16 protein-coding genes and 1 pseudogene are annotated in these 25347 nt (G+C 73.7%); 12 read left to right on the forward strand and 5 right to left on the reverse strand.

Annotation, left to right across the window (positions count from 1 at the left end):
• Positions 1-126 precede the first annotated feature (126 nt).
• Positions 127-1251: a GuaB3 family IMP dehydrogenase-related protein gene (locus ACFXGI_RS22970; RefSeq protein ID WP_030864311.1), complete on the forward strand. Its 1125-nt coding sequence runs from the start codon at positions 127-129 to the stop codon at positions 1249-1251.
• Positions 1252-1426: 175 nt separating this feature from the next.
• Here ACFXGI_RS22970 and ACFXGI_RS22975 read toward each other — a convergent pair whose 3' ends face one another.
• Positions 1427-1918: a hypothetical protein gene (locus ACFXGI_RS22975; RefSeq protein WP_384709632.1), complete on the reverse strand. Its 492-nt coding sequence runs from the start codon at positions 1916-1918 to the stop codon at positions 1427-1429.
• A 161-nt stretch (positions 1919-2079) separates the two neighbouring features.
• Positions 2080-3351 carry a nucleotide sugar dehydrogenase gene (locus ACFXGI_RS22980; RefSeq protein ID WP_384709634.1) on the reverse strand — a complete coding sequence of 424 codons (1272 nt, stop codon included), beginning with the start codon at positions 3349-3351 and terminating at the stop codon, positions 2080-2082.
• 260 nt (positions 3352-3611) lie between these two features.
• Between ACFXGI_RS22980 and ACFXGI_RS22985 the strand changes: the two genes are divergently transcribed.
• From ACFXGI_RS22985 to ACFXGI_RS23015, 7 genes are all read left to right on the forward strand, one after another.
• The gene (locus ACFXGI_RS22985) at positions 3612-5318 is read left to right on the forward strand and encodes a glycerol-3-phosphate dehydrogenase/oxidase (protein ID WP_384709637.1); all 1707 of its coding nucleotides are present in this window, start codon (positions 3612-3614) and stop codon (positions 5316-5318) included.
• A 161-nt stretch (positions 5319-5479) separates the two neighbouring features.
• A complete protein-coding gene (locus tag ACFXGI_RS22990) occupies positions 5480-8056 on the forward strand; it encodes a serine/threonine-protein kinase (protein ID WP_384709640.1) in 2577 nt (858 codons plus the stop codon).
• Between the two features lie 168 nt (positions 8057-8224).
• Entirely contained in the window at positions 8225-11239 is a 3015-nt protein-coding gene (locus ACFXGI_RS22995; protein WP_384709643.1) for a serine/threonine protein kinase, read from the forward strand.
• Positions 11240-11363: 124 nt separating this feature from the next.
• The gene (locus ACFXGI_RS23000) at positions 11364-12998 is read left to right on the forward strand and encodes a serine/threonine-protein kinase (RefSeq protein ID WP_384709646.1); all 1635 of its coding nucleotides are present in this window, start codon (positions 11364-11366) and stop codon (positions 12996-12998) included.
• Positions 12999-13091: 93 nt separating this feature from the next.
• Entirely contained in the window at positions 13092-14720 is a 1629-nt protein-coding gene (locus ACFXGI_RS23005; protein WP_384709649.1) for a succinic semialdehyde dehydrogenase, read from the forward strand.
• A gap of 25 nt (positions 14721-14745) precedes the next feature.
• A complete protein-coding gene (locus ACFXGI_RS23010; RefSeq protein ID WP_384709652.1) occupies positions 14746-16566 on the forward strand; it encodes a GMC oxidoreductase in 1821 nt (606 codons plus the stop codon).
• 180 nt (positions 16567-16746) lie between these two features.
• A complete protein-coding gene (locus tag ACFXGI_RS23015; protein ID WP_384709655.1) occupies positions 16747-18429 on the forward strand; it encodes a peptidase in 1683 nt (560 codons plus the stop codon).
• A 292-nt stretch (positions 18430-18721) separates the two neighbouring features.
• Here the strand turns inward: ACFXGI_RS23015 and ACFXGI_RS23020 are convergent.
• Positions 18722-19018: pseudogene (locus tag ACFXGI_RS23020) on the reverse strand (chorismate mutase); the annotation flags it as partial.
• Between the two features lie 303 nt (positions 19019-19321).
• Here ACFXGI_RS23020 and guaA point away from each other — a divergent pair.
• The 4 genes from guaA (at position 19322) to ACFXGI_RS23040 (ending at position 23761) form a co-directional block, all read left to right on the forward strand.
• A complete protein-coding gene (guaA, locus tag ACFXGI_RS23025; RefSeq protein ID WP_384709658.1) occupies positions 19322-20914 on the forward strand; it encodes a glutamine-hydrolyzing GMP synthase in 1593 nt (530 codons plus the stop codon).
• Positions 20915-21036: 122 nt separating this feature from the next.
• Positions 21037-21798, forward strand: coding sequence for a class II aldolase/adducin family protein (locus ACFXGI_RS23030; protein ID WP_384709661.1), 762 nt, complete (start codon positions 21037-21039; stop codon positions 21796-21798).
• A gap of 153 nt (positions 21799-21951) precedes the next feature.
• A complete protein-coding gene (locus ACFXGI_RS23035) occupies positions 21952-23202 on the forward strand; it encodes a hypothetical protein (protein WP_384709664.1) in 1251 nt (416 codons plus the stop codon).
• Between the two features lie 19 nt (positions 23203-23221).
• A complete protein-coding gene (locus ACFXGI_RS23040; RefSeq protein ID WP_384709667.1) occupies positions 23222-23761 on the forward strand; it encodes a DoxX family protein in 540 nt (179 codons plus the stop codon).
• Here the strand turns inward: ACFXGI_RS23040 and ACFXGI_RS23045 are convergent.
• Positions 23707-23931 carry a hypothetical protein gene (locus tag ACFXGI_RS23045; RefSeq protein WP_030864274.1) on the reverse strand — a complete coding sequence of 75 codons (225 nt, stop codon included), beginning with the start codon at positions 23929-23931 and terminating at the stop codon, positions 23707-23709. The two genes, ACFXGI_RS23040 and ACFXGI_RS23045, sit on opposite strands and share 55 nt — an antisense overlap.
• Positions 23918-25264, reverse strand: a complete 1347-nt coding sequence (locus tag ACFXGI_RS23050) for a PspC domain-containing protein (protein WP_384709671.1) — start codon at positions 25262-25264, stop codon at positions 23918-23920. Before ACFXGI_RS23050 ends, ACFXGI_RS23045 begins: the two co-directional genes overlap by 14 nt.
• Positions 25265-25347 lie beyond the last annotated feature (83 nt).

Below are 25347 nucleotides of genomic sequence, written 5' to 3' on the forward strand. Positions count from 1 at the left end.
CATGAAGGGGGCTGGTCCGGCCGGACCGGCCCCCTTTCCGTTGCGTCCGTACAGCGGTCACCGGAACGCGGGGGGCCGGGGTTCGGGGATACTGGACGGGCAGACCCAGAGGAAAGGCCACCACACGTGACTGAGATCGAGATCGGGCGCGGCAAGCGCGGCCGCAGGGCGTACGCGTTCGACGACATCGCCATCGTCCCGAGCCGGCGTACGCGGGACCCGAAGGAGGTCTCGATCGCCTGGCAGATCGACGCCTACCGCTTCGAGCTCCCGTTCCTCGCCGCCCCCATGGACTCGGTCGTCTCCCCGCAGACCGCCATCCGCATCGGCGAGCTCGGCGGCCTCGGCGTGCTGAACCTCGAAGGCCTGTGGACCCGCTACGAGGACCCGCAGCCGCTGCTCGACGAGATCACGGAGCTGGACGAGGAGGCCGCCACCCGCCGCCTCCAGGAGATCTACTCCGCCCCGATCCAGGCGGACCTGATCCGGCAGCGCATCAAGGAGGTCCGCGACTCCGGTGTCGTCACCGCCGCCGCGCTCTCCCCGCAGCGCACCGCCGAGTTCTCCAAGGCCGTCGTCGACGCGGGCGTGGACATCTTCGTCATCCGCGGCACCACGGTGTCGGCGGAGCACGTCTCCGGCGCCGCCGAGCCGCTGAACCTCAAGCAGTTCATCTACGAGCTCGACGTCCCGGTCATCGTCGGCGGCTGCGCCACGTACACCGCGGCCCTGCACCTGATGCGCACCGGCGCGGCGGGCGTCCTGGTCGGCTTCGGCGGCGGCGCCGCGCACACCACGCGCAACGTGCTCGGCATCCAGGTCCCGATGGCCACCGCCGTCGCGGACGTGGCCGCGGCCCGCCGCGACTACATGGACGAGTCCGGCGGCCGGTACGTGCACGTCATCGCCGACGGCGGCGTGGGCTGGTCGGGCGACATCCCGAAGGCCGTCGCCTGCGGCGCGGACGCCGTGATGATGGGCTCCCCGCTGGCCCGTGCCACCGACGCTCCCGGCAAGGGCAACCACTGGGGCATGGAGGCCGTCCACGAGGACGTGCCGCGCGGCAAGAAGGTCGACCTGGGCACGGTCGGCACCACCGAGGAGATCCTCACCGGCCCGTCGCACACCCCGGACGGCTCGATGAACATCTTCGGCGCCCTGCGCCGTTCGATGGCCACCACGGGCTACAGCGAGCTCAAGGAGTTCCAGCGCGTGGAGGTCACGGTCGCGGACTCCCAGCACCGCCGCTGACCGCACGTACGCCGACACGAAGGGCCGGCTCCCCGGATCGGGGAGCCGGCCCTTCGGCGTCGGCTCAGGCCCTGCCCGGAGAGGACGGGGCGTTCCCCGGCAAGCCGGGCTGCGGGCAGGCCGGCGACCCCGGGCGGCCCGGCGGCCGGGCCGGCGTCGTCCGTCGGGCGGAGCCTCAGGCGCCGGCCTTCTTGGCGGCGCCGAAGGCCACGAAGCCGCCGATGGCGAGGAAGGCGTAGTCCATCGCGTCCGCGCCCTCCTGCCAGATGTCGTTCAGGCCGCCGACGCCCGCCTTGTCGAAGACCTCGCCGAGGCCGACGTTGCCGTAGTCGGCCAGGGCCAGCGCGATGAAGAACAGCTGGCCGAGGTAGACGGCGCCGAGGGAGAGGACCGCGCCGACCACGGGGAGCACCGGGTTCTTGCCGCCGAGCTTGCCGGCGGCGAAGCCGATCAGCAGGCCGACGCCGACCGCCGCGTAGCCGACCTGGCGGTCGATCGCGTTCATGATCCCGCCGTAGGCGGCGGCCGCGGCGAGGGCGGCGACCACGGCCGCGGCGATGCCCAGGCCGATGTTGCCGGTGCGGGCGGGCTCGGCGGGGTACGGGACGGCGGGGGCCGCGACGGGCGCGCCGGACTCGGGCGCGGGCGGCTGGATGTGCTGGCTCATGGTGGAAATCCCCCCCCAGGGATTCGGGCATACGGGTGTCCGCGGAGGTCGGCCGGGGACGTATGGATGAGATAAGTCGCCGCAGGCTAGCAGGCGGTTCCGACATCCGCTGAAGCGATTTCCCGGCGTGGTCGGGGGTGGTCGGGCGTGGTCCGGCGGCGTCAGAGACGGTGCGCCGCCCCCGCAGGGCTGGCCCCGCGGGTGTCCAGCAGCAACTGCGCCTTCACCGCGAGGCCTTGGAGGTCGTACGTGCGGTGGTGCTGGAGCAGGATCGTCAGATCGGCGTTGGCGGCGGCCTCGTACAACGACTCGGCACGGGGCACGGGCCGGTCCCTGACGCGCCATCCGGCGACGTACGGGTCGTGGTAGCTGACCAGTGCGCCGAGGTCGAGCAGCCGGCTGGCGATCTCGCGGGCCGGCGAGCCCTCCTGGTCGCCGAGGTCGGGCTTGTACGTGACCCCGAGCAGCAGGACCCGGGCGCCGCGGGCCGATTTCCCGTGCTCGTTCAGCAGGGTGGCCGAACGCTGGATGACGTACTGGGGCATCCGGCCGTTGATCTCCTGCGCCAGGCCGACCATGCGCAGGGGGTGGCCCGGGGTGCGGGTGGTGTGGGGGAGGTAGTTGGGGTCGAGGGGGACGCTGCGGCCGCCGACTCCCGGGCCGGGCCGGAAGGCCTGGAATCCGTACGGCTTGGTCTCGGCGCAGCGGATGACGTCCCAGAGGTCGACGCCGAGGTCGTGGCAGAGCACCGCCATCTCGTTCATGAGGGCGATGTTGACGTGCCGGTAGTTGGTCTCCAGCAGCTGCACGGTCTCGGCCTCGCGCAGGCCGCGGGCCCGGACCACCTTCTCGGTGAGGCGGGCGTAGAAGGCGTGCGCGGACTCGGTGCAGGCGGGGGTGAGGCCGCCGATCACCTTGGGGGTGTTGGCGATGCCGTGCGTCCGGTTGCCGGGGTCGAGGCGGCTGGGGGAGTAGGCGAGGTGGAAGTCCCGGCCGGCGCGCAGTCCGGAGCCGGCCTCCAGGATGGGGCGCAGGTAGTCCTCGGTGACGCCGGGGTGGGCGGCGGATTCGAGGATGACGGTGGTGTGCGGGCGCAGCCGGGCGGCGAGCGTGCGGCCCGCCTCGCCGACGGCGGAGAGGTCGAGCGCGCGGTCGGCGCCGAGCTGGGTGGGGGCGCAGATGACGGCGGTGCGGACCCGGCCGAGTTCGGCGGGGTTGGTGGTGATCCGGAAGCCGGCGGCCGACATGCGGCGGATCTCGGCGGCGGTGAGGGTGGAGTCCGTGGCGGTGGCCGTGGCCCCGGTGGGTCCCGTGGCTGCGGCCGTCGCCGGACCGCTGTCGTAGCCGACCGTCTCGATTCCGGCGGCGACGGCCGCCTGGGCCAGCGGGAGGCCGAGGTGGCCGAGTCCGATGACGGCGAGATCTGCGGGCATGGGGTGCCGTCCCTTCCCTGACATGCATGAGGGGGCTGGGTGCGCAACTCCTGTGGACCGAGCAGGTGGAGTGTGGAGCTGGCGCGATGTCAGACTAGGCGTATATATGACCGATGTGTCGTATTACGGGGTGATGGTCGCCGTTGTGTTGTCCACAGGCGGTGGCTGATGTCGGTACGGCGGGTCAGAATCGTGAGCGGGGGATGTGAGCGGGGTCACCCGCACCGAGCGGGAACGACCCGCACCGACGGGAGGCAGCCGTGAGGACAGCGACACTGGGGCCGGTCCAGCGTGAAGAGGCGCTCGCCCGGATGGCCGAGCGGGAACTGGACCTGCTGGTGGTGGGCGCGGGCGTGGTGGGCGCCGGCACCGCGCTCGACGCCGCGACCAGAGGCCTCTCCACGGGGCTGGTGGAGGCCAGGGACTGGGCGTCCGGCACCTCCAGCCGGTCCAGCAAGCTGATCCACGGCGGCCTGCGCTATCTGGAGATGCTCGACTTCGCCCTCGTACGGGAGGCCCTGAAGGAGCGCGGCCTGCTGCTGGAGCGGCTGGCTCCGCACCTGGTGAAGCCCGTGCCGTTCCTGTACCCGCTCCAGCACAAGGGCTGGGAGCGGCTCTACGCCGGATCGGGCGTCGCGCTGTACGACGCGATGTCGGTCTCCAGCGGGCACGGGCGGGGGCTGCCGGTCCACCGGCACCTGTCGCGCAAGCGCGCGCTGCGGGTCGCGCCGGCGCTGCGCAAGGACGCGCTGGTGGGCGCGCTGCAGTACTACGACGCCCAGATGGACGACGCGCGGTACGTGGCCACGCTGGTGCGGACGGCGGCGGCCTACGGGGCGCAGTGCGCCAACCGGGCGAGGGTGGTCGGCTTCCTGCGGGAGGGTGAGCGGGTCGTCGGGGCGCGCGTGCAGGACGTGGAGGGCGGCGGCGAGTACGAGATCCGCGCGCGGCAGATCGTGAACGCGACCGGGGTGTGGACGGACGACACGCAGGCGCTGATCGGGGAGCGGGGGCAGTTCCACGTCCGGGCGTCGAAGGGCATCCATCTGGTCGTACCGAAGGACCGGATCCACTCCTCGACGGGCCTGATCCTGCGCACGGAGAAGTCCGTGCTCTTCGTCATCCCGTGGGGCCGCAGCTGGATCGTGGGCACCACGGACACGGACTGGGACCTGGACAAGGCGCATCCGGCGGCGTCGAGCGCGGACATCGACTACCTGCTGGAGCACGTCAACTCGGTGCTGGCGGTACCGCTGACGAGGGACGACGTACAAGGGGTGTACGCGGGCCTGCGGCCGCTGCTGGCCGGCGAGTCGGACGCGACGAGCAAGCTCTCGCGCGAGCACACGGTGGCGCATCCCGTGCCGGGGCTGGTGGTGGTGGCGGGCGGCAAGTACACGACGTACCGGGTGATGGCGAAGGACGCGGTCGACGAGGCGGTGCACGGGCTGGACCAGCGGGTCGCGGAGTGCGTGACGGAGGACGTGCCGCTGGTGGGGGCCGAGGGGTACCGGGCGCTGTGGAACGGGCGGGCCGGGATCGCGGCCCGGACGGGCCTTCACGTGGCGCGGGTGGAACACCTGTTGAACCGCTACGGCTCGATGACGGACGAACTGCTGGACCTGATCGCGGTGGACCCGGGGCTGGGGCAGCCGGTGGGCGGGGCGGACGACTACCTGCGGGCCGAGGTGGTGTACGCGGCCTCGCACGAGGGGGCGCGGCATCTGGACGACGTGCTGACGCGGCGGACACGGATCTCGATCGAAACGTTCGACCGGGGGACGCGGTCGGCGCGGGAGTGCGCGGAACTGATGGCTCCGGTGCTGGGGTGGGACAAGCAGCAGATCGAGAAGGAAGTGGAACACTACGAGAAGCGGGTGCAGGCGGAACGGGAATCGCAGCGTCAGCCGGACGACCAGACGGCGGATGCGGCGCGGTTGGGGGCTCCCGACATCGTTCCGTTGTAACTCCGGGATGCGCAGGGGGGAACCGCGGACCCGGGGCGCCCGTCCGTTGCGGAGTGAGGAACAATGAAGGTTCTGCCGGGGCGGGTTACCGCACGGGTTCTCCCGGAGCGGGCCACCGGGGATCCCGGGGGCAGCAGGCGGCACGATCGCAGAGGGGACGCATGTCGAAGCCGGAGCACACCGAGTCGCCCGCCGAGTCGCCTGCGGCGAAGCAGGAGGCTGCGCGAGCGGCGAAGCCTGCCGCCACGCCTGTGGCGGAGTCGGCTGTTCCGTCGGCGGTGAAGCCGGGCACTGCGAAGCCTGCCGCCCCGCCCGCGGCGGAGCCTGACGACGCGAAGCCCGAACCGGGCGCGGGCGCGGCGGCGATCGAGGACGCCGAGCCTGCGGCGGGTGCCGCCGACGGAGGCGGGTCCGACCCGGGCGCCGCCGGTGACGGTGCGCCGGCGGACGCGAAGCCGGCCGGCCCGCCCGCGGCGAAGGCCGATCTGAGCAAGTCCGCCGCGGCGGCTGCCGTGTCGGCGGAGCCGAAGGCCAAGGAGCCGGCCACGGCCAAGGCCGACATGGGCAAGGCCGACCCGGCCAAGACCGTCGGCGGCGTCGCGGAGTCGGCGGCGGGTGCGGGCAGAGCCGCCGCGTCGCAGGACACGGAGCCCGCCCGCCCGGCCGCGGCGAAGCCGGACCTCGGCAAGTCCGCCGAGGCGGCGGACGAGAAGAGGGCCCCCGCGGGCAACCCCGTCGTCGAGAAGGCCGACGCCGTCGCCGCTGCCGTCAAGGCCGCCGCCGCCAAGGCCGCCGAAGGCGGGCAGGACGAGGGGCGCCTGCTCGCGAGGCGCTACCGGCTGCGCGAAGTGCTCGGCAAGGGCGGCATGGGCACCGTCTGGCGCGCCGAGGACGAGACCCTCGGCCGGACCGTCGCCGTCAAGGAACTGCGCTTCAGCACCGGCGTCGACGAGGACGAGAAGCGCCGCCTCATCACCCGCACCCTGCGCGAGGCCAAGGCCATCGCCCGCATCCGCAGCGGCGGCGCCGTCACCGTCTTCGACGTCGTCGACGAGGACGGCCGCCCGTGGATCGTCATGGAGCTCATCGAGGGCCCCTCGCTGGCCGAGTTCATCCGTGAGAACGGCCCGCTGACCCCCCACCGCGCCGCCGAGGTCGGCCTCGCCGTCCTCGATGTCCTGCGCGCCGCGCACGGCCAGGGCATCCTGCACCGGGACGTCAAGCCGTCCAACGTGCTCATCGCCCGCACCGGCCGCGTCGTCCTCACCGACTTCGGCATCGCCCAGGTCGAGGGCGACCCCTCCGTCACCTCGACCGGCATGCTCGTCGGCGCCCCCTCCTACATCTCCCCCGAGCGCGCCCGCGGCCAGAAGCCGGGCCCGCCCGCCGACATGTGGTCCCTCGGCGGCCTGCTGTACGCCGCCGTCGAAGGCGTGCCCCCGTACGACAAGGGCTCCGCGCTCGCCACCCTCACCGCCGTGATGACCGAGCCGGTGGAACCGCCCAAGAACGCCGGTCCGCTGACCGAGGTCATCTACGGCCTGCTGGCCAAGGACCCGGCCCACCGCCTCGACGAAGACCGTGCGCGGGCGATGCTCACCGCCGTCGTCAACGCGCCGGAGCCGGTGGCCGCCCCGGTGCTCGCCCCGGCCGTCGAGGAGACCCGGCAGATCTCCCTGGCCGACGCCAAGGAGGCCGTGGCGAAGGCCACCGCCGAGAAGGCGGCCGAACGGGCCGCCGAGAAGGCGGAGAAGAAGGAGCGCGAGCGGCTGGAGCGCGAGCAGCGCGAAAGGGCCCGCGCCGCGCTGAAGGCGACCCGCAAGGCGGCGGCCGCCGCGGCGGCGACCACGGCGGCCTCGGCGGCCGAGTCCCCGGCCGCCGCGCCGGTGTCGGGCAGGCCCTCGCCGGTCCCGGCGCCGCTGACCGACGTCATGTCCCGCCGTACGATCGCTCTCGCGATAGCGGGTGTGGTCGTCGCGCTCGCCGTGATCGGTTCGCTCATCGCGTACGCGTTCAGCGGTGACGACGCGGCGGACAAGAAGAAGGAAGAGGGCAAGGGCGGTCCGGGTACGACGGTCTCCGGCAGCCCGAACCCCACCCCGTCCGCGAAGACCGGCGCGACCAACGCCACGTCGGGCAAGGGTGGCACCGGCAGTGCCAGTGGCGAGCCGAGCCAGGGCCAGTCCCCGGGCGGGCAGCAGGGCCAGGCGCAGGGGCAGAGCCAGGGACAAGGCCAGAGCCAGGGCCAGGGCTCCGCTCCGGGCGGTTCCGGAGCAGCGCTCCCCGACGGCTACACGAAGGTGACGGACCCGGGGTTCCACTTCTCGATGGCGATGCCGTCGGGCTTCAAGGTGACGGGCATAGCCGGCGAGAACTCCGGCGCGATATACAGCCGCGACGGCGGCTTCCCGCGCATCCAGGTCGACTACACCGCCAGCCCCGGCAACGACGCCCGCGCCGCATGGGCCGAGGCGGTCGCCGGAACGGCGAGCTCCAGCACCAACTACCGCACGATCCGGATCGACACGACGGAGTACAACGGCTACCCGACCGTCGCGGACTGGGAGTTCGAGCGGGAGCAGAAGGGCATGAAGGTCCGCGTGCTCAACCGCGGCTTCAAGGTGGACGCGAAGCACGGCTACGCCATCATGATCAGCTGCCCGGCCGACCAGTGGGACGGCCCGGAGTGCACCACGATGCGCAACACGGCGTTCCAGACCTTCCAGCCCCTGGGCTGAACCGCCACGCCGGGCCGGCGGGCGACGCGCCGACGGGTCCACCGGGACGACGGCCCTCGCACTGACGGGTGACGAGCCTTTCCAGCCCCGGGACGCGGGCGGCCCGCGCGACGTATCGTGGCAGTGGGGCCATGGGGGACGTGCGCCCCGGCACTCGGGGGAGGCGAAGTGGAGGACTACGCGGGCCGGATCCTGGCCGACCGCTACCGTCTGCCGCTGCCGCCGTCGCACGAGTACGAACTGGTCGAGACCCGCGCCTTCGACACGCGCAGCGGACAGGAAGTCCTGGTACGGCAGGTGCCGTTACCGGAGATCGTGGACGCCGAGCTGCTGGACGGGGAGACGCCGAGGCCTCCGGCGGCGGCCGCCATGGGAGAACTCCCGGCCGTGCGCCGGGCGATCGCCGCCGCGCAGGCGGCCGCGTCCGTACCGGACCATCCCCGGCTGGACCAGGTCTTCGACGTGTTCGCCGAGGGCGGGTCGCTGTGGATAGTGAGCGAGTTGGTGCCGGCGCGCCCGCTGGCCGCACTCATCGCCGAGGAACCGCTGAGCCCGTACCGGGCGGCGGAGGTGGCGGCGGACGTACTGACCGCCCTGCGGGTGCTGCACGCGCACGGCTGGACGCACCGGAACATCACGGTCCGGACCGTGTTGATATGCGATGACGGCCGGGTCGTTCTGACGGGCCTGGCGGCGGGCGCCGCGGAGGACGCCCTGTGCGGCTACGACCCGGTCCCCGCGGAGTCCGCGCAGCCCCGTGCCGGGGCCTGGGACACCCCGCCGCCGGTCAAGGGCTGGGCCACGGGCCGGAGTTCCGGTGCCGGCCCGGACCCGGCCGGGGCGCCCGGAGCGGAGCCGAACCCCGGCGGGGCGCAGGGGCGGAGCGTGCCGCCCGCGCTCCCGGATACGGCCGCCTCGGGCGGTGCCCCGGGGCGGGTCGCGCCGCCCGCGGCGTCGCGGGACGCGGCGCCCGGCGCCGGGTTGGCCGTACGGGGCGAGGCGGCGGCCGACGGGGTGGACGGCGTTCCGGGCGGGGGCGGTTACGCGCCGCTCGTGGCGCCCGGGTACGACACCGGCCCGCGGTACTCCGACCACATCAGCCCCGGCGCGACGGGGGAGCGGCCCGACCTCAAGGCCGCCGCCCGCGCCGGGGCCATCGCCGCGTACCGGGCGGGGGCGCAGGCCGCCGCCGCGCGGGTCACCGAGCAGCGCAAGGGCGGCTCCGAGCCGGAGCCGAGGCCGCAGGGGTCGAACCTCCCGCAGGGGTACTCGTACCCGTACGGGGGTCCGGAGAGCGGTACGAGTGCGCCGTGGCACGGGGCCACGCCGCGCCGGCAGGCCGCACTTCCGCCCGCCGAGCGGTCGGAGCGGGAGCCGAACCGGGAGCCGCGGCCCGAGCCGGACCCGGGGCCCGAGCCGGAGCCGAGGACCGAGCCGGAGCCGAGGACCGAGCCGGAGCCGCGGCCCGGCCCGGCGCCGGGCCGTCCCGCGCTGCCCGCGCAACTGGCCCTGCCCGAGGGCTACCGCCAGGCCGAGGCCCCGGACCCGGCCGCCCACCTCCACACGGGCGAGCACGGTGGGCCCGGCGGCCCCCGCTCCCCGCGGGCCGAAGCCCCGGCCCCGTCCCTCCTCGACGGCCGGACCCCGCCGCACGGCACCGGGGCCGAGAGCCCGAACATGGCCTCGTACCTGCCGTCCGGGTCCGGCGCCCCGGACACGGCCGCGTACCCGCTCCCGAGGCGGCACGGGGCCGAGGGGCCTGGCGCGGCCCCGTACGAACTCCCCGGGCGGCCGGATGCCCGGGCGGGCCTCGGCCCGGGTGGGGGCCAGGGCGCCGAAGGCCCGGAAGCCGCCCCGCTCGCGCCTCCCGCCCCGTACGCGCCTCCCGCCCCGGCCGGGCCGCAGGGCTCCGCGGGGCCGGCTCCGTACGGGATCCCCGGGCAGCCGGATGCCCGGCTCCGGTCCGCGAACCCCGTGCCGGAGGGGGGCCCGCGGCCCGGGGCGCCGGGCGGGGGATGGGGCGAGGGCGGGCTTCGGGGACTGGGGGCCGAGCGGGCCCGGTTGACCCGGATGGCCGTCGTCGGGGCCGTCACCGAGCGGTGGGCTCCCGAGCAGGCCGGGTCCGTCACCGGGCCCTGGCAGCTGGCCGCGCCCGTAGGGCCCGCCACCGACCTCTGGGGGCTCGGCGCGCTGCTGTACCGCGCCGTCCAGGGGCACGCCCCGTACCCCGAGGACAGCGTCACCGAGCTCGTCGACATGGTCTGCGCCGAGCCCCCGGCCTTCGCCGAGGAGTGCGGCCCGCTGCGCCCCGTCGTGGAGTCGCTGCTGCGCCAGGACCCCACCGAGCGCCCCGACTTCGAGGAGCTCCGCGGCTGGCTGCGCTCGCTCGTACGGTCCGCCCCCGAGCCGGACGGCGGCTCGACCGCGCTCCCGGCGCCGGAGCCGGATCCCGCGCGGCTGCCCGTCGTGCGCCGGCGCGGCGACCTGCACGGCCGCCACCGCAATCCCGCCGCCGCCCGCAAGCCCCGCGCCTTCGGGCGGAGCCTGCTCCTCGGCGTCCTCGTCCTGCTCGCCGGAGCGGTCGCCTACGCCCTCCTCTTCCTGCCCGAGGAGTCCGGGCGGCAGCCGGCCGCCGTCGCCAAGTCCCCCACGCAGGACCCGTCCCGGGCGCCTTCGGCCCCCGCGTCGCCGAAGCCCTCGCCCAGCCAGAGCCCCGCCGCCCCCGCCTCCGCTCCCCCCGGCTACACCACCCAGCAGGACCCGGAGCACTTCGAGATCGCCGTTCCCAACGGCTGGGAGCGGCGCGGGATGAACGAGGCGGGGCAGGTCCGGTACACCGACGGCCCGTACGTCCTGACCGTCGTCCCCGGCCGCGACAAGGTCGACGGCAATCCCGACCCGGCGACGTACCAGAAGGACAAGGAGCCGGAGCTGGCCCCGTACCGGTCCTCCACCTGGGCCAGCGGCGGCGACGTCAAGACCACCAAGGTCGGCGACCAGCTGCGCGTCACCGGCCGGTACACGTGGATCGACGGCACCGGCCGCAACGTCGTTGCCCGGAATTTCGTCGTGGCGCTCGGCGGCAGCTACCACGTCGTCATGGTGACCGGTCCGCAGGACGGCGAAGGCAAGGTCACCGAGGTCTTCGAGAAGGCCACGGGGAGTTACAAACCGGGCGGTTGAGGCCGACTGACGGTGACTCAGTACGGCGATTGCGTCACAGTGCTGCCGGAACCGCGCCTTCACGGTTCCAGGAGCCCCGGGCGCTCCGTAATCTGGCCCGAAGTGCACAGAGTGGCGGGGTTTCGTGGAACAGCAGACAGGTGCGGGCGCGGTGCTCGCTGGCCGGTACCGGCTCGTGGAGCCCATCGGCAGCGGCGGCATGGGCAAAGTGTGGCGCGCGCATGACGAGCTGCTGCACAGGACCGTCGCCGTCAAGGAACTGACGGCGGGTCTGTACGTGGCCCAGGCCGACCGGGAGGTGCTGCACGCCCGGACCCAGAAGGAGGCCCGGGCCGCGGCCCGGATCCAGCACCCGGCGGTCGTGGTCGTCCACGACGTACTGGAACACGACGACCGGCCGTGGATCGTCATGGAGTACATCGACGGGCCCTCCCTCGCGGACGCGGCCAAGGCGGCCGGGCGGATCGAGCCCCCCGAGGCGGCCCGGATCGGCCTCCACGTACTGGGCGCGCTGCGCGCCGCACACGCGGTCGGCGTCCTGCACCGGGACGTCAAGCCCGGCAACGTGCTGCTCGCCAAGGACGGCCGGGTCCTGCTCACGGACTTCGGGATCGCCGCGATCGAGGGCGACTCCTCCATCACGCGGACCGGCGAGATCGTCGGCTCCATCGACTACCTGGCCCCGGAGCGGGTCACCGGCGGAACGCCCGGCACCGCATCCGACCTGTGGTCGCTCGGCGCGACCCTGTACACGGCGGTCGAGGCGCGCTCGCCCTTCCGCCGCACCTCGCCCATCTCCAGCCTCCAGGCCGTCGTCAACGACGAGCCGCCGGCGCTGCGCCAGTCGGGCGCGCTGGGCCCGGTCATCACCGCCCTGCTGCGCAAGGACCCCGACGAGCGGCCCTCGGCGCAGGAGACCGAGCGGATGCTGATCGAGGCCATGGAGGGCCGCCAGCCGAAGGCGGCGCAGGCGTACGTGCCCACGCGCGCGGTGACCCCGGAGGAACTCGCCGACGCCTCCGACACCGAGGAGACGGAGCCGCAGGCGGCGCCCGCCCCGGCCCCCGACCAGGTCCGCACCGCCGCCCTGCCCGAACAGCCCGGCTCCGGCCCCGCACCCGCGGCCCCGGGCGGCGGGTGGATCAAGCGGGCCGCAGCCATCGCCCTCGTGGCGGCGCTGGTCGGCGGCGGCGCCGTCTTCGGCGTCCTGAAGATCACCGGGGACGACGCGGGGGGCGGCGGCTCCGACAAGAACGCGAGCGCCCCCGACCGGCAGGACGGGGTCGCCGATGCCGCCCCGCCCGCCGGGTACACCAAGGTCGTCGACCCCTTGGCCGGCTTCACGCTGTTCGTCCCGGAAGGCTGGACGCGCAAGGCGAACGGCGACCAGATCGACTACACCCCCGACGACGGGAAGCACTTCATCCGCATCGCCTCCGACCCCACCCCGGACTACCAGGACCCGTACGCGCACCTGCTCGACCTGGAGAAGCAGGTGGCGAAGCGGACGGACTACAAGAAGGTGCGGCTGAACCAGAACACCTTCCGGGACAGCACCCGGGCCGCACTCTGGGACTTCACCTACACGGAGAAGCAGACCCACCCGGGTCCGCGCCGGGCGAAGGAGCAGATGTACGTCGCCCCGGACGGCACGGAGTACGCGGTCTACATGTCGAGCCCGGTCGCCGACTGGGCCACGACCGAGCAGCAGTTCGACGTCGTGCTGAGCGGCTGGAAGCCGCCCGCCGCGAAGCCCTGATTCCGGCACCCTGCCAGCGATCGCTGGCAGAAATGGCAAAATCCGGTTACCGACGGGTACCCAAAGCCCCCCGGGCGGAATACGCTCACCGCCATGACGGACTCGCAGGCCCCGGCCCCCCTCCGCAGCGCACCGCAGCCCACCAACCCGGTCGCCCCCGCCCCGGCCGGTGCCCGCACCGCGGCCGACGTGGTGACCCCCGACCTGGTCACCCGGCTCACCCGCGGAGTGATCGGCTCCGGCCGGACCGCCAACCACAGCCCCTTCACCGGGGCGAAGCTGGCGGACCTCCCCGAGGCCACCCCCGAGGACGTCGCCGAGGCCTTCGACCGGGCCCGCGCCGCCCAGGGTGCCTGGGCCGCCGTCCCCGTACGCAAGCGGGCCGCCGTACTGCTCCGCTTCCACGACCTGGTCCTGGCCCGCCAGGCCGAGGTGCTCGACCTCATCCAGCTGGAGACCGGCAAGGCCCGTCTGCACGCCCACGAGGAGGTCCAGGCGGTCGCCGTCGCCGCCCGTCACTACGGCCGCAAGGCCCCCTCGTACCTGCGCCCCAAGGGCCACACGGGCGCCATCCCCACCCTCACCAAGGTCACCGAGCTGCGCCAGCCGCGCGGGGTCGTCGGCCAGATCGCCCCCTGGAACTACCCCCTCGAACTCTCCGTCGGCGACGCGCTGCCCGCCTTCGTCTCCGGCAACGCCGTCGTCATGAAGCCCGACACCGAGACCGCGCTCACCGCCCTGTGGGCCCGCGACCTGCTGATCGAGGCCGGACTGCCCGCCGAGGTCTTCCAGATCGTCCTCGGTGACGGACCCGTCGTCGGCCCCGAGGTGGTCCGGCACGCCGACTACGTCTCCTTCACCGGCTCCACCCGCACCGGCCGCGAGGTCGCCCAGGGCGCGGCCGCCCGCCTGGTCGGCGTCACCCTCGAACTCGGCGGCAAGAACGCCATGCTCGTCCTCGCCGACGCCGACATCGAGAAGGCCGCCGCGGGCGCCGTCCGCGCCTGCTTCTCCTCCGCCGGCCAGCTGTGCATCTCCATCGAGCGGCTGTACGTCCACGCCTCGATCGCCGACGCGTTCGTCGAGCGGTTCGCCGCCCGTACGAAGGCCATGCGGCTCGGCGCCTCCCTCGCGTACGGCGCCGACATGGGCTCGCTCGTCGGCGAGCGCCAGCTGGAGACCGTGCAGCGGCACGTCGACGAGGCCGTCGCCAAGGGCGCCGCCCTGGTCGCGGGCGGCACCGCCCGCCCCGACATCGGCCCGCTCTTCTACGAGCCCACCATCCTGGACGGGGTCGAGGCGCCGATGGCGGTCTGCGGCGAGGAGACCTTCGGCCCGGTCGTCTCGATCTACCGGTTCACCGACGAGGACGAGGCGATCGCGCAGGCGAACTCCACCGCGTACGGGCTCAACTCCAGCGTCTGGACCAAGGACGCCCGCCGCGGCCACGCCGTCGCCGCCCGCCTGCGCACCGGCACCGTCAACATCAACGAGGGCTACGCCCCCGCCTACGGCAGCGCCCAGGCGCCCATGGGCGGCATGAAGGACTCCGGCCTCGGCCGCCGGCACGGCTCCGAGGGCATCCTCAAGTACACCGAGGCCCAGACCGTCGCCCACCAGCGGCTGCTCCCGATGGCGCCCTCGCTGGGCATGGACGACGAGAAGTACGCGGCGTTCATGACCCGCAGCCTCAAGGTCATGAAGACGCTCCGATTCCGTTAGGCACCACCGCCCGGGAGGCACCGCAGTGTCGGACAACACCGACGAGAACGAGCACGGGTACGGGTACGACTACGACGTCATCGTCATCGGATCGGGCTTCGGAGGATCGGTCTCGGCGCTGCGGCTGACCGAGAAGGGGTACCGGGTCGGCGTCCTGGAGGCGGGACGCCGGTTCACCCGCGAGAGCCTGCCCCGCAACAGCTGGGACCTGCGGAACTACCTGTGGGCCCCGGCCCTCGGGCTGTACGGGATCCAGCGGATCCACCTGCTCGGCAACGTGATGGTGCTCGCGGGCGCCGGGGTGGGCGGCGGCTCGCTCAACTACGCCAACACCCTGTACGTGCCGCCCACCGCCTTCTTCGAGGACCGGCAGTGGGCGTCCATCACCGACTGGCGCGAGGAACTCGCCCCGTACTACGACCAGGCCAAGCGGATGCTGGGCGTACGCCTCAACCCGACGATGACCCCCTCCGACGTCCACCTGAAGGCCGCCGCCGAGAAGATGGGTGTCGGGGACTCCTTCCACATGGCCCCGGTCGGCGTCTTCTTCGGCGACGGCGCGGACGCCGAGGCCGGGGGCGTCCTCACGGCCCGCCCCGGCGAGGAGGTCCCCGACCCCTACTTCGGAGGCGTCGGCCCCGCCCGCAAGGCCTGCACCGAGTGCGGCGAGTGCATGACCGGCTGCCGGCACGGCGCGAAGAACACCCTGAACGAGAACTACCTCCACCTCGCCGAGCGCGCCGGAGCCGTCATCCACCCGATGACCACCGTCACCGCGCTCGCCGAGCACCGCGACGGCGGGTACCGCATCCGCACCGTCCCCACCGACGCCCGCCGCCGGGGCGCCTCCAAGGAGCTGCGCGCCCGGTACGTGGTCGTCGCGGCGGGCACGTACGGCACCCAGACCCTGCTGCACACCATGAAGGACAACGGGCTGCTCCCGCGCCTCTCGGCCCGGCTCGGCGAGCTGACCCGGACCAACTCCGAGGGGCTGGTCGGCGCGCAGACCGACGACCGCCGCTACCGCAGGCGCCACGGGCACGGCCCCGGCAGTGGGCAGCGGGCCGACTTCACCCGGGGCGTCGCGATCACCTCGTCCGTGCACCCCGACGCCGACACCCACATCGAGCCCGTCCGCTACGGCAAGGGCTCCAACGCCATGGGGTTCATGACGGTCCTCCAGGTGCCGTACTCCAGGCACCGGGTGCGGGCCTGGTTCGCCCGGACGGCCAGGCACCCGGTCCAGCTCGCGCGCTCGCTCTCCAACCGGCGCTGGTCGGAGCGGACGATCATCGGGCTCGTCATGCAGTCGCTGGACAACTCGCTGACGACGTACCGCAAGCCCGGTGGCCTCGGCAAGGGGCTGCTCACCGCCCGCCAGGGGCACGGCGCCCCGAACCCGGTCCAGATCAAGGAGGCCACCGAGGCCGCCACCCTGCTGGCCGAGGAGATCAACGGCTTCCCCGGCAGCAACATCGGGGAGCTGATGGGCACCCCGCTGACCGCGCACTTCCTCGGCGGGTGTCCGATCGGCGCCTCCGCGGAGGAGGGCGTGGTGGACCCGTACCACCGGCTGTACGGGCACCCGGGCATCTCGGTGGTGGACGGCTCGGCGGTCTCCGCGAACCTCGGGGTCAATCCGTCGCTGACGATCACGGCGCAGGCGGAGCGGGCGATGTCGTACTGGCCGAACAAGGGCGATCGGGACCCGCGGCCGGAGCAGGGCGCGGCCTACACCCGCCTGGCGGCGGTGGAACCGGCCCGTCCGGCGGTCCCGAAGGAGGCCTTCGGCGCGCTGCGGCTGCCGTTGCTGCTGCCGGTACCGGAGGTTCCGAAGAAGGCCTGACGGCCGCCCCGCGGGTCCGCCCGGCACGTGTCGCGGCGGCGGGTTCTGCGCTCCCCCTCCGAGCGCAGAACCCGCCGCCGCGTACATAAGTGACAGGTGATCAGTCCGGATGGTTGCATGTGATGCCCGTCACCCTCCGGAGGGGGCAACCGAGACCCGTACTCGGCGGTCTCGATCTTCATGGACAAGCGCATCTCCCTTTTGGCCGCTACGGGCTTGGCGGCGCTGAGCCTCGGCGCGGCCGCCCCCGCGCTCGCCGCGGAACCGGTCTTCCCCCTCGGCGGCCCCTCCGCCCTGGTGCTCCAGCCGTACCCGGACTCGGGCGCACCGAAGGAGCGCAGCCTTCGCTACGAGCTGGCCTACGTGGGCCCCGGGAACAGCTTCCCGGGCGAGTTCACCGTCACCGTCGACCTGACCAAGGACGCCGGGGCGGCGTCGGTCCGGCTCGACCCGGCCAAGCCCCGGCCGAACTGCACGACGAGCGCCACCGCGATCGTCTGCAAGCAGCAGGGCCTGTCGGTCGGGGGCGCCGGGAACGCCAACACCTTCGACCTGCTGGTCTCCGCCGCCAAGGGCAGCAAGAGCGGCACGAGCGGCGAGATCGCGGTCAAGGGCCAGGTGGCGGGCGCGAGCGTCACGCCGGTCACCACCAAGCTGACCGTCGGCGGCCCCGACCTGCACCTGGGTGAGCTGAGGCTCAAGTCCGAGGTGACGGCCGGCGAGCAGCAGGACCTCCCGCTGGCCTTCGCGAACCGGGGCACGCTGCCCGCCCGGTCGGTCGCGCTGGAGCTGGACGCCTCGGCAGGCGTGGAGCCGGCGGAGGCGTACGACAACTGCCGGCGTGAGGACCACGGCGGCATGGGCGCCACCACGGTCTGCCGCGTCGAGGGCGAGTTCCTGCCGGGCGAGTCCTACCAGCTCGCCCCCGACTCCCCGCTGCACCTCAAGACCACCGAGCGCGCCTACCAGGACCGGCTGCGGTACGGGGTCGTCCCCGACCCGGCGCCGGGCAAGGACGCGAACGACGGCAAGCCGGCCACCGGCAAGACGCTGAAGCTCGTCAAGGCCTCGGCCGCGGTGCCGGTCACGGACTCCAACGTGGACCCGCGGAGCGCCCGGCGCGCCGAGGACACCGACCTCAACCCCGCCGACAACGAGCGCAGCTTCGAGTTCACCGCCACGGGCGCCCGGGCCGACTTCGAGGCGGTCGCCGCCTCGCCCTCGGGCAAGGTGGGCGACACGGTCGCGGCCGAGCTCGGCTTCCGCAACAAGGGCCCGGCCGTGATCAGCCACCTGCGCTCGGGCCAGAGCGTGGCCCGTACCGACATCGTCGTGCCGGCCGGCGTGCAGGTCACGAGCGTGCCCCCGAACTGCCGCGCGGTCAACGCCGACGGCAGTGACCGTACGGACCAGCTGGGCGCGCCGCGCTACTTCTGCGACGGAGGGCTGTTCGCGGACGCCCCCGGTGCGTACACCGGCCGGTTCACGATGAAGATCGAGAAGGCCGTGGCGGACGCCAAGGGCTCGGTCACCGTCGGCGAGCCGGTCGCGGGCGGCACCAAGCCGCTCTCCTTCGACCCGGTCGCGGCCAACGCCAAGGCCGTGTTCGCGGTCGAGGTCAAGGGCGGTACGAGCCCGAGCCCGTCCGGCTCGGCCTCCGCGTCGCCGTCCCCGTCGGCCTCCGCCTCGGCTTCGGCGTCGGCCTCGCCGAGCACGTCCGTGTCCGCCGCCGGCGGTACGGGCGGCAACCTGGCCTCGACCGGCAGCTCCGTCGGCCCGATCGCGCTGGGCGCGCTGGGTGCGGTGGCAGTCGGCGGTGCGCTGTACGTGGGGGTGCGCCGCCGCTCCGGCGGGCACGCGTAAGCGCGTGGCCGCGTAGAGGGGTGAAGACACGGAACGGCCGGTCCGGGGCGTCCCCCGGGCCGGCCGTTTTTTTGGGGTGACCGGGCTGCTGTCCCCTGCCGTCCGGTCACGCGAAGGAGCGAGGTCCCACGACGTACCTCCCGAAGGGCCGTACGTCTCATCGCTCCTGAAGAGCCACGCGTGGTGCTGCGGTCCCGCGCCTGGCTGACGCGGCCATCCACACCAACGAAGGGCGCCGGGGCCGGTCACGGTCCGGACGAGTGACGAACAGGCGTAAGGCCCGGCACGGTCCTCAGACCCGGCCGCGGCACAGCTCCAGCAGGGTCATCGCGAGGGTGGTCCCCGGCTTGCCGAGGGCGTCGCTCCAGTGCCCGAGCACCTCCATCTCGCGCGAGAGGTGCACCCGGCGGCCGCCCGAGGAGATCCGGGCCTCCTGGATGACGGTCGAGACGGCCATCCGCTCCTGGATCAGTCCGATGATCCGGTCGTCGATGGCGTCGATCCGCTCGCGGGACTCGGCGATCAGCTGCGCGGGGGTGGTGGTCACGGTCATGTTCTTACTCCTGTGGTTCGTACCGGCAGGAGCGGAAACGCCAGAGCGCCCCGGTCCTGTCGGACCGGGGCGCTCTGGGAAGTCAGCGGCTCAAGCGAGCATCACACGGACCCATGGCGACCGGACCGGCCGGTGCCATAGGTAAAGAGGAAGCTCAGCTGCTTGCGCATGAACCGGATTATGGCCCCCCGGCCCGATCCGGACCAACCCGGCCCGGATCGTGAGACGCCCCGTCCGCCGCCCGCGTGACGTGGGCCTCGGATGGTGCGACAAAGTGGCAGCCGGCGCCACCGGTAGAATCGACAGAACAGCCACCCTCTTCCGCCGGAAGGCCGCCCCGTGCCAGAAGCACCCTCCGCCGCCCACGACAGCGCCCCGGACACGGTTCTCGTCGTCGACTTCGGCGCCCAGTACGCCCAGCTCATCGCCCGCCGCGTCCGCGAGGCACGGGTCTACAGCGAGATCGTCCCCAGCACGATGCCGGTGGCCGAGATGCTCGCCAAGGACCCGAAGGCGATCATCCTCTCCGGCGGCCCGTCCTCCGTGTACGAGGAGGGTGCCCCGCGCCTGGACGACGCCGAGGCGCTCTTCGGTGCCGGGGTCCCCGTCTTCGGCATGTGCTACGGCTTCCAGCTGATGGCGACCACCCTCGGCGGCACCGTCGACAACACCGGCGCCCGCGAGTACGGCCGTACGCCGCTCGCCGTCTCCAAGGCCGGCTCCACCCTCTTCGAGGGCACCCCCGAGAACCAGTCGGTGTGGATGTCCCACGGCGATGCCTGCTCCGCCGCCCCCGAGGGCTTCAGCGTCACCGCGTCGACGAACGTCGTCCCGGTCGCGGCCTTCGAGAACGACGAGAAGAAGCTGTACGGCGTGCAGTACCACCCCGAGGTGATGCACTCCACGCACGGCCAGCAGGTCCTGGAGCACTTCCTCTACCGCGGCGCCGGCCTGGAGCCCACCTGGACCACCGGCAACATCGTCGAGGAGCAGGTCGCGGCCATCCGCGAGCAGGTCGGCGACAAGCGCGCCATCTGCGGCCTCTCCGGCGGCGTGGACTCCGCGGTCGCCGCGGCCCTCGTCCAGAAGGCCATCGGCTCGCAGCTGACCTGCGTCTACGTCGACCACGGTCTGATGCGCAAGGGTGAGACCGAGCAGGTCGAGAAGGACTTCGTCGCAGCCACCGGCGCGCGGCTGAAGGTCGTCGACGCGCAGGAGCGCTTCCTGAACGCGCTCGCCGGCGTCTCCGACCCGGAGACCAAGCGGAAGATCATCGGCCGCGAGTTCATCCGCGTCTTCGAGCAGGCCCAGCTGGAGATCCTCCAGGAGGACGGCCCCGCGGTCGCCTTCCTGGTCCAGGGCACCCTGTACCCGGACGTCGTCGAGTCCGGCGGCGGCACCGGTACCGCGAACATCAAGTCCCACCACAACGTGGGCGGCCTGCCCGACGACATCGAGTTCGAGCTCGTCGAGCCGCTGCGCCAGCTGTTCAAGGACGAGGTCCGGATGGTCGGCCAGGAGCTCGGCCTGCCCGACGAGATCGTCCAGCGCCAGCCCTTCCCGGGTCCCGGCCTGGGCATCCGCATCGTCGGCGAGGTCACCAAGGAGCGCCTGGACCTGCTCCGCGAGGCCGACGCCATCGCCCGCCACGAGCTGACCGCGGCCGGCCTGGACCGCGAGATCTGGCAGTGCCCGGTCGTCCTGCTCGCGGACGTCCGCAGCGTCGGCGTCCAGGGCGACGGCCGCACCTACGGCCACCCGATCGTGCTGCGCCCCGTCTCGTCCGAGGACGCGATGACCGCGGACTGGACGCGCATGCCGTACGAGGTGCTCGCGCGGATCTCCACCCGCATCACCAACGAGGTGCCGGACGTGAACCGCGTCGTCCTCGACTGCACGAGCAAGCCCCCGGGCACCATCGAGTGGGAGTAGTCCCCACCCTTCGCACGCATGTGGCCGAAGCCGCCGTTCCCCCGGGGAGCGGCGGCTTCGCCGCGTGTATGGCCACTTGGCGCGGCCGCCGGTACCTTGCGCGGCGAGCCGAAGGAGGGGTCATGCCGGATCAGCCCGCGCCCGCGCCCGTACCGGTGGACCGGCTGCGGTTCGCGCTGCCGCCCGTCCACACCGACCCGGCCGAGGAGCGCGCGTACCGCAAGGAGCGGCTCGCCGGGGCGCTGCGGCTGTTCGGCCGCCTCGGGTACGAGGACGGGGTCGCCGGGCACATCACGGTGCGGGACCCGGAGTTCGCGGACTGCCACTGGGTGAACCCGTTCGGGCAGGCCCTGTCCGCACTCGGCGCCGACGACCTGCTGCTCGTCGACGGGGACGGGTGTGTGCGCCGGGGCGCGCGCCGGGTCAACGAGCTGGCCCTCGCCGTGCACGCGGCCGTGCACCGGGCCCGCCCCGACGCGGTGGCGGTGGTGCACGCGCACGCCCCGTACGGCAGGGCGCTGGCCGCGCTCGGCGAGCTGCTCGCCCCGATCAGCGAGGAGGCCTGCGCCTTCTACGAGGACCACGCGCTCCTGGACGGGTTCGCCGGGCCGCAGGACACCGTGCGGATCGCCCGCGCCCTGGGCGCGTACAAGGCGCTCGTCCTGCGCAACCGGGGGCTGCTGACGGTCGGCGACTCGGTGGACGCGGCGGCCTGGTGGTTCATCGCGGCGGAGCGCGCGGCGCAGGTGCAGCTGATCGCGCGGGCCGCCGGGAAGCCGGCGCCGATCGACCACCGCGCCGCCCTCGCCGCGCGGGAGCGTTTCGGCTCGGATCTCGCCGCCTGGGTCAGCTACCAGCCGCTCTGGCAGACCGTCGCACCCTGAAAACACCGGGCCGGGCGGGTGGCGTCAACATCATGAACGGTTTATCACCTGCTCTGACATCGTGCGCAATCCGGAGCACTGCCGCAGTGGTGCACAATTCGCTGGCATTGCACCGTAGTTCAGAGAGGCGGCACGCACGTGGCTGTCCAAGAGATGTCCCGAAGCACCCACGGCGGCGCCTGCACCTGCGACGACTGCCCGCACGGCGCGCAGGAGGGGCACCGGCGCGCCGTCGCCGCGTTCACCGAGAAGCGCGACGAGTTCGCCGCCGGCCAGGGGCTGCCGGCCGCGGTGGCCCGCTCCGCAGGGGCGTCCCGGCAGTGGGTCTCAGACGAGCTGACCCTGTCGGCCCGTACGGTCGCCGACCGGGGCCGGGAAGCCGGCAACTCCTGGCTGTACCTGTTCTCGCGGCGGGCCGTGCTCGCCGTGTGGATCGCCGCCGGGATGCTGCTGCTGGTGCAGGTCGGCACCGCGCTCGGCACCGGCTGGTCCACGGCGCGGACCGCCGGGCTGCTCGCGGCGGTGGTCCTGGCCGGGCTGCTCACGGTCGCCGCCCGCGCCCAGTCGCTGCGCGGCGGGCTGCTCGCCCCGCTGGTCGGCGAGGACAACCGGCTGTCCACCTCGAAGGCGGTGCCGAGCGCCTGGGTGGTGCTGACGGCGTTCGCCGCGCTGCTGCCCGCGCTGCGCCTCGCCGCCTCGCCGCCCGGCGCCGAGCGGCAGGCCCTGTACGCGGGGCTCGCGCTCGGACGGGCGCTTCCGCTGCTGGCGGTGGTCGCGCTGACCTCGGCCGTGGCGGTGCTGGTGCGCCGGGTGGTCACCGTACGGATCATGGGCCAGCGGATGCAGAAGCTGCCGGCGGACCGGCCGCGCGGGGTGGACCTGCTGACGGACGACGCGGGCCGGGGGAGCTTCCCGGACGCGCAGTACGTGCTGGTCTCCACGGTGGTGCTGGCCTTCGCGGCGGTGTCGATGGCCCGGTTCCCGGACCGGCTGCCGCGGCTGCCGTGGGCACTGTCCCTGCTCGTGGCCCTGTCGGCGGCGGTGTACCTGGCGGCGAAGTACGCGGAGGTCACCCGTCCGCTGATCCTGTCGGTGGTGCGCAGACGGGAGCCGGGCGACCTCGACGCGGCCGTCCGGCCCGGCGACGACATCGAGATCCGCGGGGTGGGCTTCGTGCCGCCCGGGGCGCAGACCCCCGAGATGCTCGCCCGGCTGGTCGTACGGGTCGGGGCCGTCCACGTGCACGTGCCGCTGGTGCCGGTCGCGGGCGGGTTCACCAACCCCTCGGACGCGACCCTGACCGTGCCGGTCCCGGCGGAAGTGGAACCCGGGCGCATCGAGGTGCAGGTGGTGACAGCCGCCGGAGTGGAATCCAACCGCTGCACCATCGACGTGGCCGAGTGAACCGGGGTACACATGGGACGTGACCCGAACTGACGTCCCTTCCGCCGGCTCTTCCGGCGCTTCCGGTTCCGCCGGTCCTTCCGGCCCGTCCGGATTGCGGGAGCAGGCCGCCCGGTACGCCCTGCTGCCGCTGCGGATCTTCCTCGGCGTGACCTTCACCTACGCGGGCCTGGACAAGCTGACCGACTCCGCGTTCCTGCACGCCTCCGGCACCGGCTCCATCGGCGAGCAGATGCACGGCGTGCGCGACACCTCCGCGATCCCCGCCCTGGTGGACTGGGCGCTGCTCTCGCCCGTCGGCTTCGGGGCGTTGCTGGCCATCGGGGAGCTCCTGGTGGGACTCGGCGTTCTGGCCGGTCTGCTGACCCGGGTCGCGGCCGCCGGCGGAGCGCTGATCTCGCTCAGCCTGTGGCTCACGGTGTCCTGGCCGGTGAGCCCGTACTACTACGGCAACGACCTGGTGTACCTGATGGCCTGGATCCCGATGATCATGGCCGGGGCGCCCTATCTCTCGCTGGACTCGCTGATCCGGTCCCGCCGGTCCCGCCGGATCGCATAGGTCACGATCCCCACCAGCGCGGCCAGGCACAGCCCGCCCATGGTCATCGGGATGACCAGGAACCAGGGCAGGTCCGCCTCCCCGGTCGCGTCGAGCAGATACAGCACGCCCGCGGCCACCAGGATCAGGCCGGCCAGCAGCCGTCCGGGCTGGAACTCATGACGCGGCACGTGCCACCTCCACCTGTCCGTAACCTGCGCTCAGGTCCAGCTCGATCGTTCCCCCGGCCTCGGTGCCGGCGGACGGCTTCAAGGTCGCCTGCCGGGTTTCCCCGCCGCTCTTGACCCGTACGTCCTGGCTGGTCTCCCCGGGCATGTGGATGTCGCCCAGCTTCACCGAGACGTCGGCCTGCGCGGTGACCTCGCGGGGCACGATCACCTTGAGCCGGCCGGCCTCCACGGAGGCCCGGACGGACAGCGTGGTGCCCTTCGGCACGTCCAGCCGGCTCAGGTCCAGCGTGGCCAGCCCGGTGCCCGCCGCGTAGACGGGCCTGACATCGGCCACCGCGGCCGGCCGCCACTCCACGGACTTCCAGTCGGTGCCGATCTCACGCGGCAGCGCGGAGGCGCCGGCCAGCAGCCCGGCCGTGACCACCGCCAGCAGGATGGTGCCGAAGCCGGTACGGCCCTTGACCGAGCTGACCGCGAGGCCGAGCCCGAACACGGCGAGCGCCGAGGCCAGGCCCAACTGCAGCGCGTGCGAGAGGGTGCTGCCCTGCCAGACCGCGGCGGTGACGCCGCCCCCGGCCAGCAGGGCCAGGACGAACACCCGGCCGCCGATGCCGCCGCGCGGGAGCCTCGGGGCTGCGGCCCGCTCGGGGGCGTCCTCGCCGCGGCCGCCCCCGATGTTCCGGGCGGCGTTCGCATCGGCCGAATCGTCCGGCCCCCACAGGTACCCGGTGGATCCCACGGGGCCGGTCGTACCGTCCTTGACCAGCGGGTCCCGCCACCAGGACGGGCTGCCGGGCACGGGCGGAGCCTGGGTCTCCGGCGGGGCGGGGGCCGGCCGGTGCACCGCCTGCGGCTCGGCCTCGGGGGCGGCGGCCTTCCGGCGGCGCTGCGACCAGTACCCGGCCCCGCCGAGGGCCAGGATGACCAGGACGGAGAACACGGCCAGCCCGCCGTTGTCCAGCATCGACAGGAACAGCGCGCAGCCCACCAGGGCCGCGAACACCGCGGCGAGGGTGGCCCCCTCGACCCGGCCGGTCAGCAGCTTCTTGGCCTCGCTGTCCTCCTCGCCCTCCACCGGCAGCAGCAGCCACGCGAAGCCGTAGAAGATCAGGCCGACCCCGCCGGTGCCCGCGAGGACGCCGAGCACGATCCGGAAGATCACCGGGTCCAGGTCGAAGTACCGGCCGAGGCCGCCGCACACGCCCGCGAGGACCTTGTCGCGCTTGCTGCGGCGCAGCGGCGGCCGGTCGGCGGCGCGGTCTGCGGGCCGGTCGCCGGGCGGCGGCGCCGCGGTGGCACCGGCCGGCGAAGGCGGGGAGTCGTGCTTGGTCATGGCTCCATGGTGACAACCCGCCGCGCCCCGCGGCACCGGGCCCGACCCTGGCGCAACCCTGATATCCCCCCGACGGAACTGGG

It is taken from the genome of Streptomyces sp. NPDC059355 (genome assembly GCF_042752335.1).
Lineage (GTDB): Bacteria > Actinomycetota > Actinomycetes > Streptomycetales > Streptomycetaceae > Streptomyces.

Bases quoted from the DNA above. Each gene is read 5' to 3' on its own strand.
- ACFXGI_RS22975 (WP_384709632.1), bottom strand. From the start codon at position 1,918: ATGAGCCAGCACATCCAGCCGCCCGCGCCCGAGTCCGGCGCGCCCGTC.
- ACFXGI_RS22980 (WP_384709634.1), bottom strand. From the start codon at position 3,351: ATGCCCGCAGATCTCGCCGTCATCGGACTCGGCCACCTCGGCCTCCCG.
- ACFXGI_RS22990 (WP_384709640.1), top strand. From the start codon at position 5,480: ATGTCGAAGCCGGAGCACACCGAGTCGCCCGCCGAGTCGCCTGCGGCG.
- ACFXGI_RS23005 (WP_384709649.1), top strand. From the start codon at position 13,092: ATGACGGACTCGCAGGCCCCGGCCCCCCTCCGCAGCGCACCGCAGCCC.
- ACFXGI_RS23015 (WP_384709655.1), top strand. From the start codon at position 16,747: ATGGACAAGCGCATCTCCCTTTTGGCCGCTACGGGCTTGGCGGCGCTG.
- ACFXGI_RS23030 (WP_384709661.1), top strand. From the start codon at position 21,037: ATGCCGGATCAGCCCGCGCCCGCGCCCGTACCGGTGGACCGGCTGCGG.
- ACFXGI_RS23035 (WP_384709664.1), top strand. From the start codon at position 21,952: ATGTCCCGAAGCACCCACGGCGGCGCCTGCACCTGCGACGACTGCCCG.
- ACFXGI_RS23050 (WP_384709671.1), bottom strand. From the start codon at position 25,264: ATGACCAAGCACGACTCCCCGCCTTCGCCGGCCGGTGCCACCGCGGCG.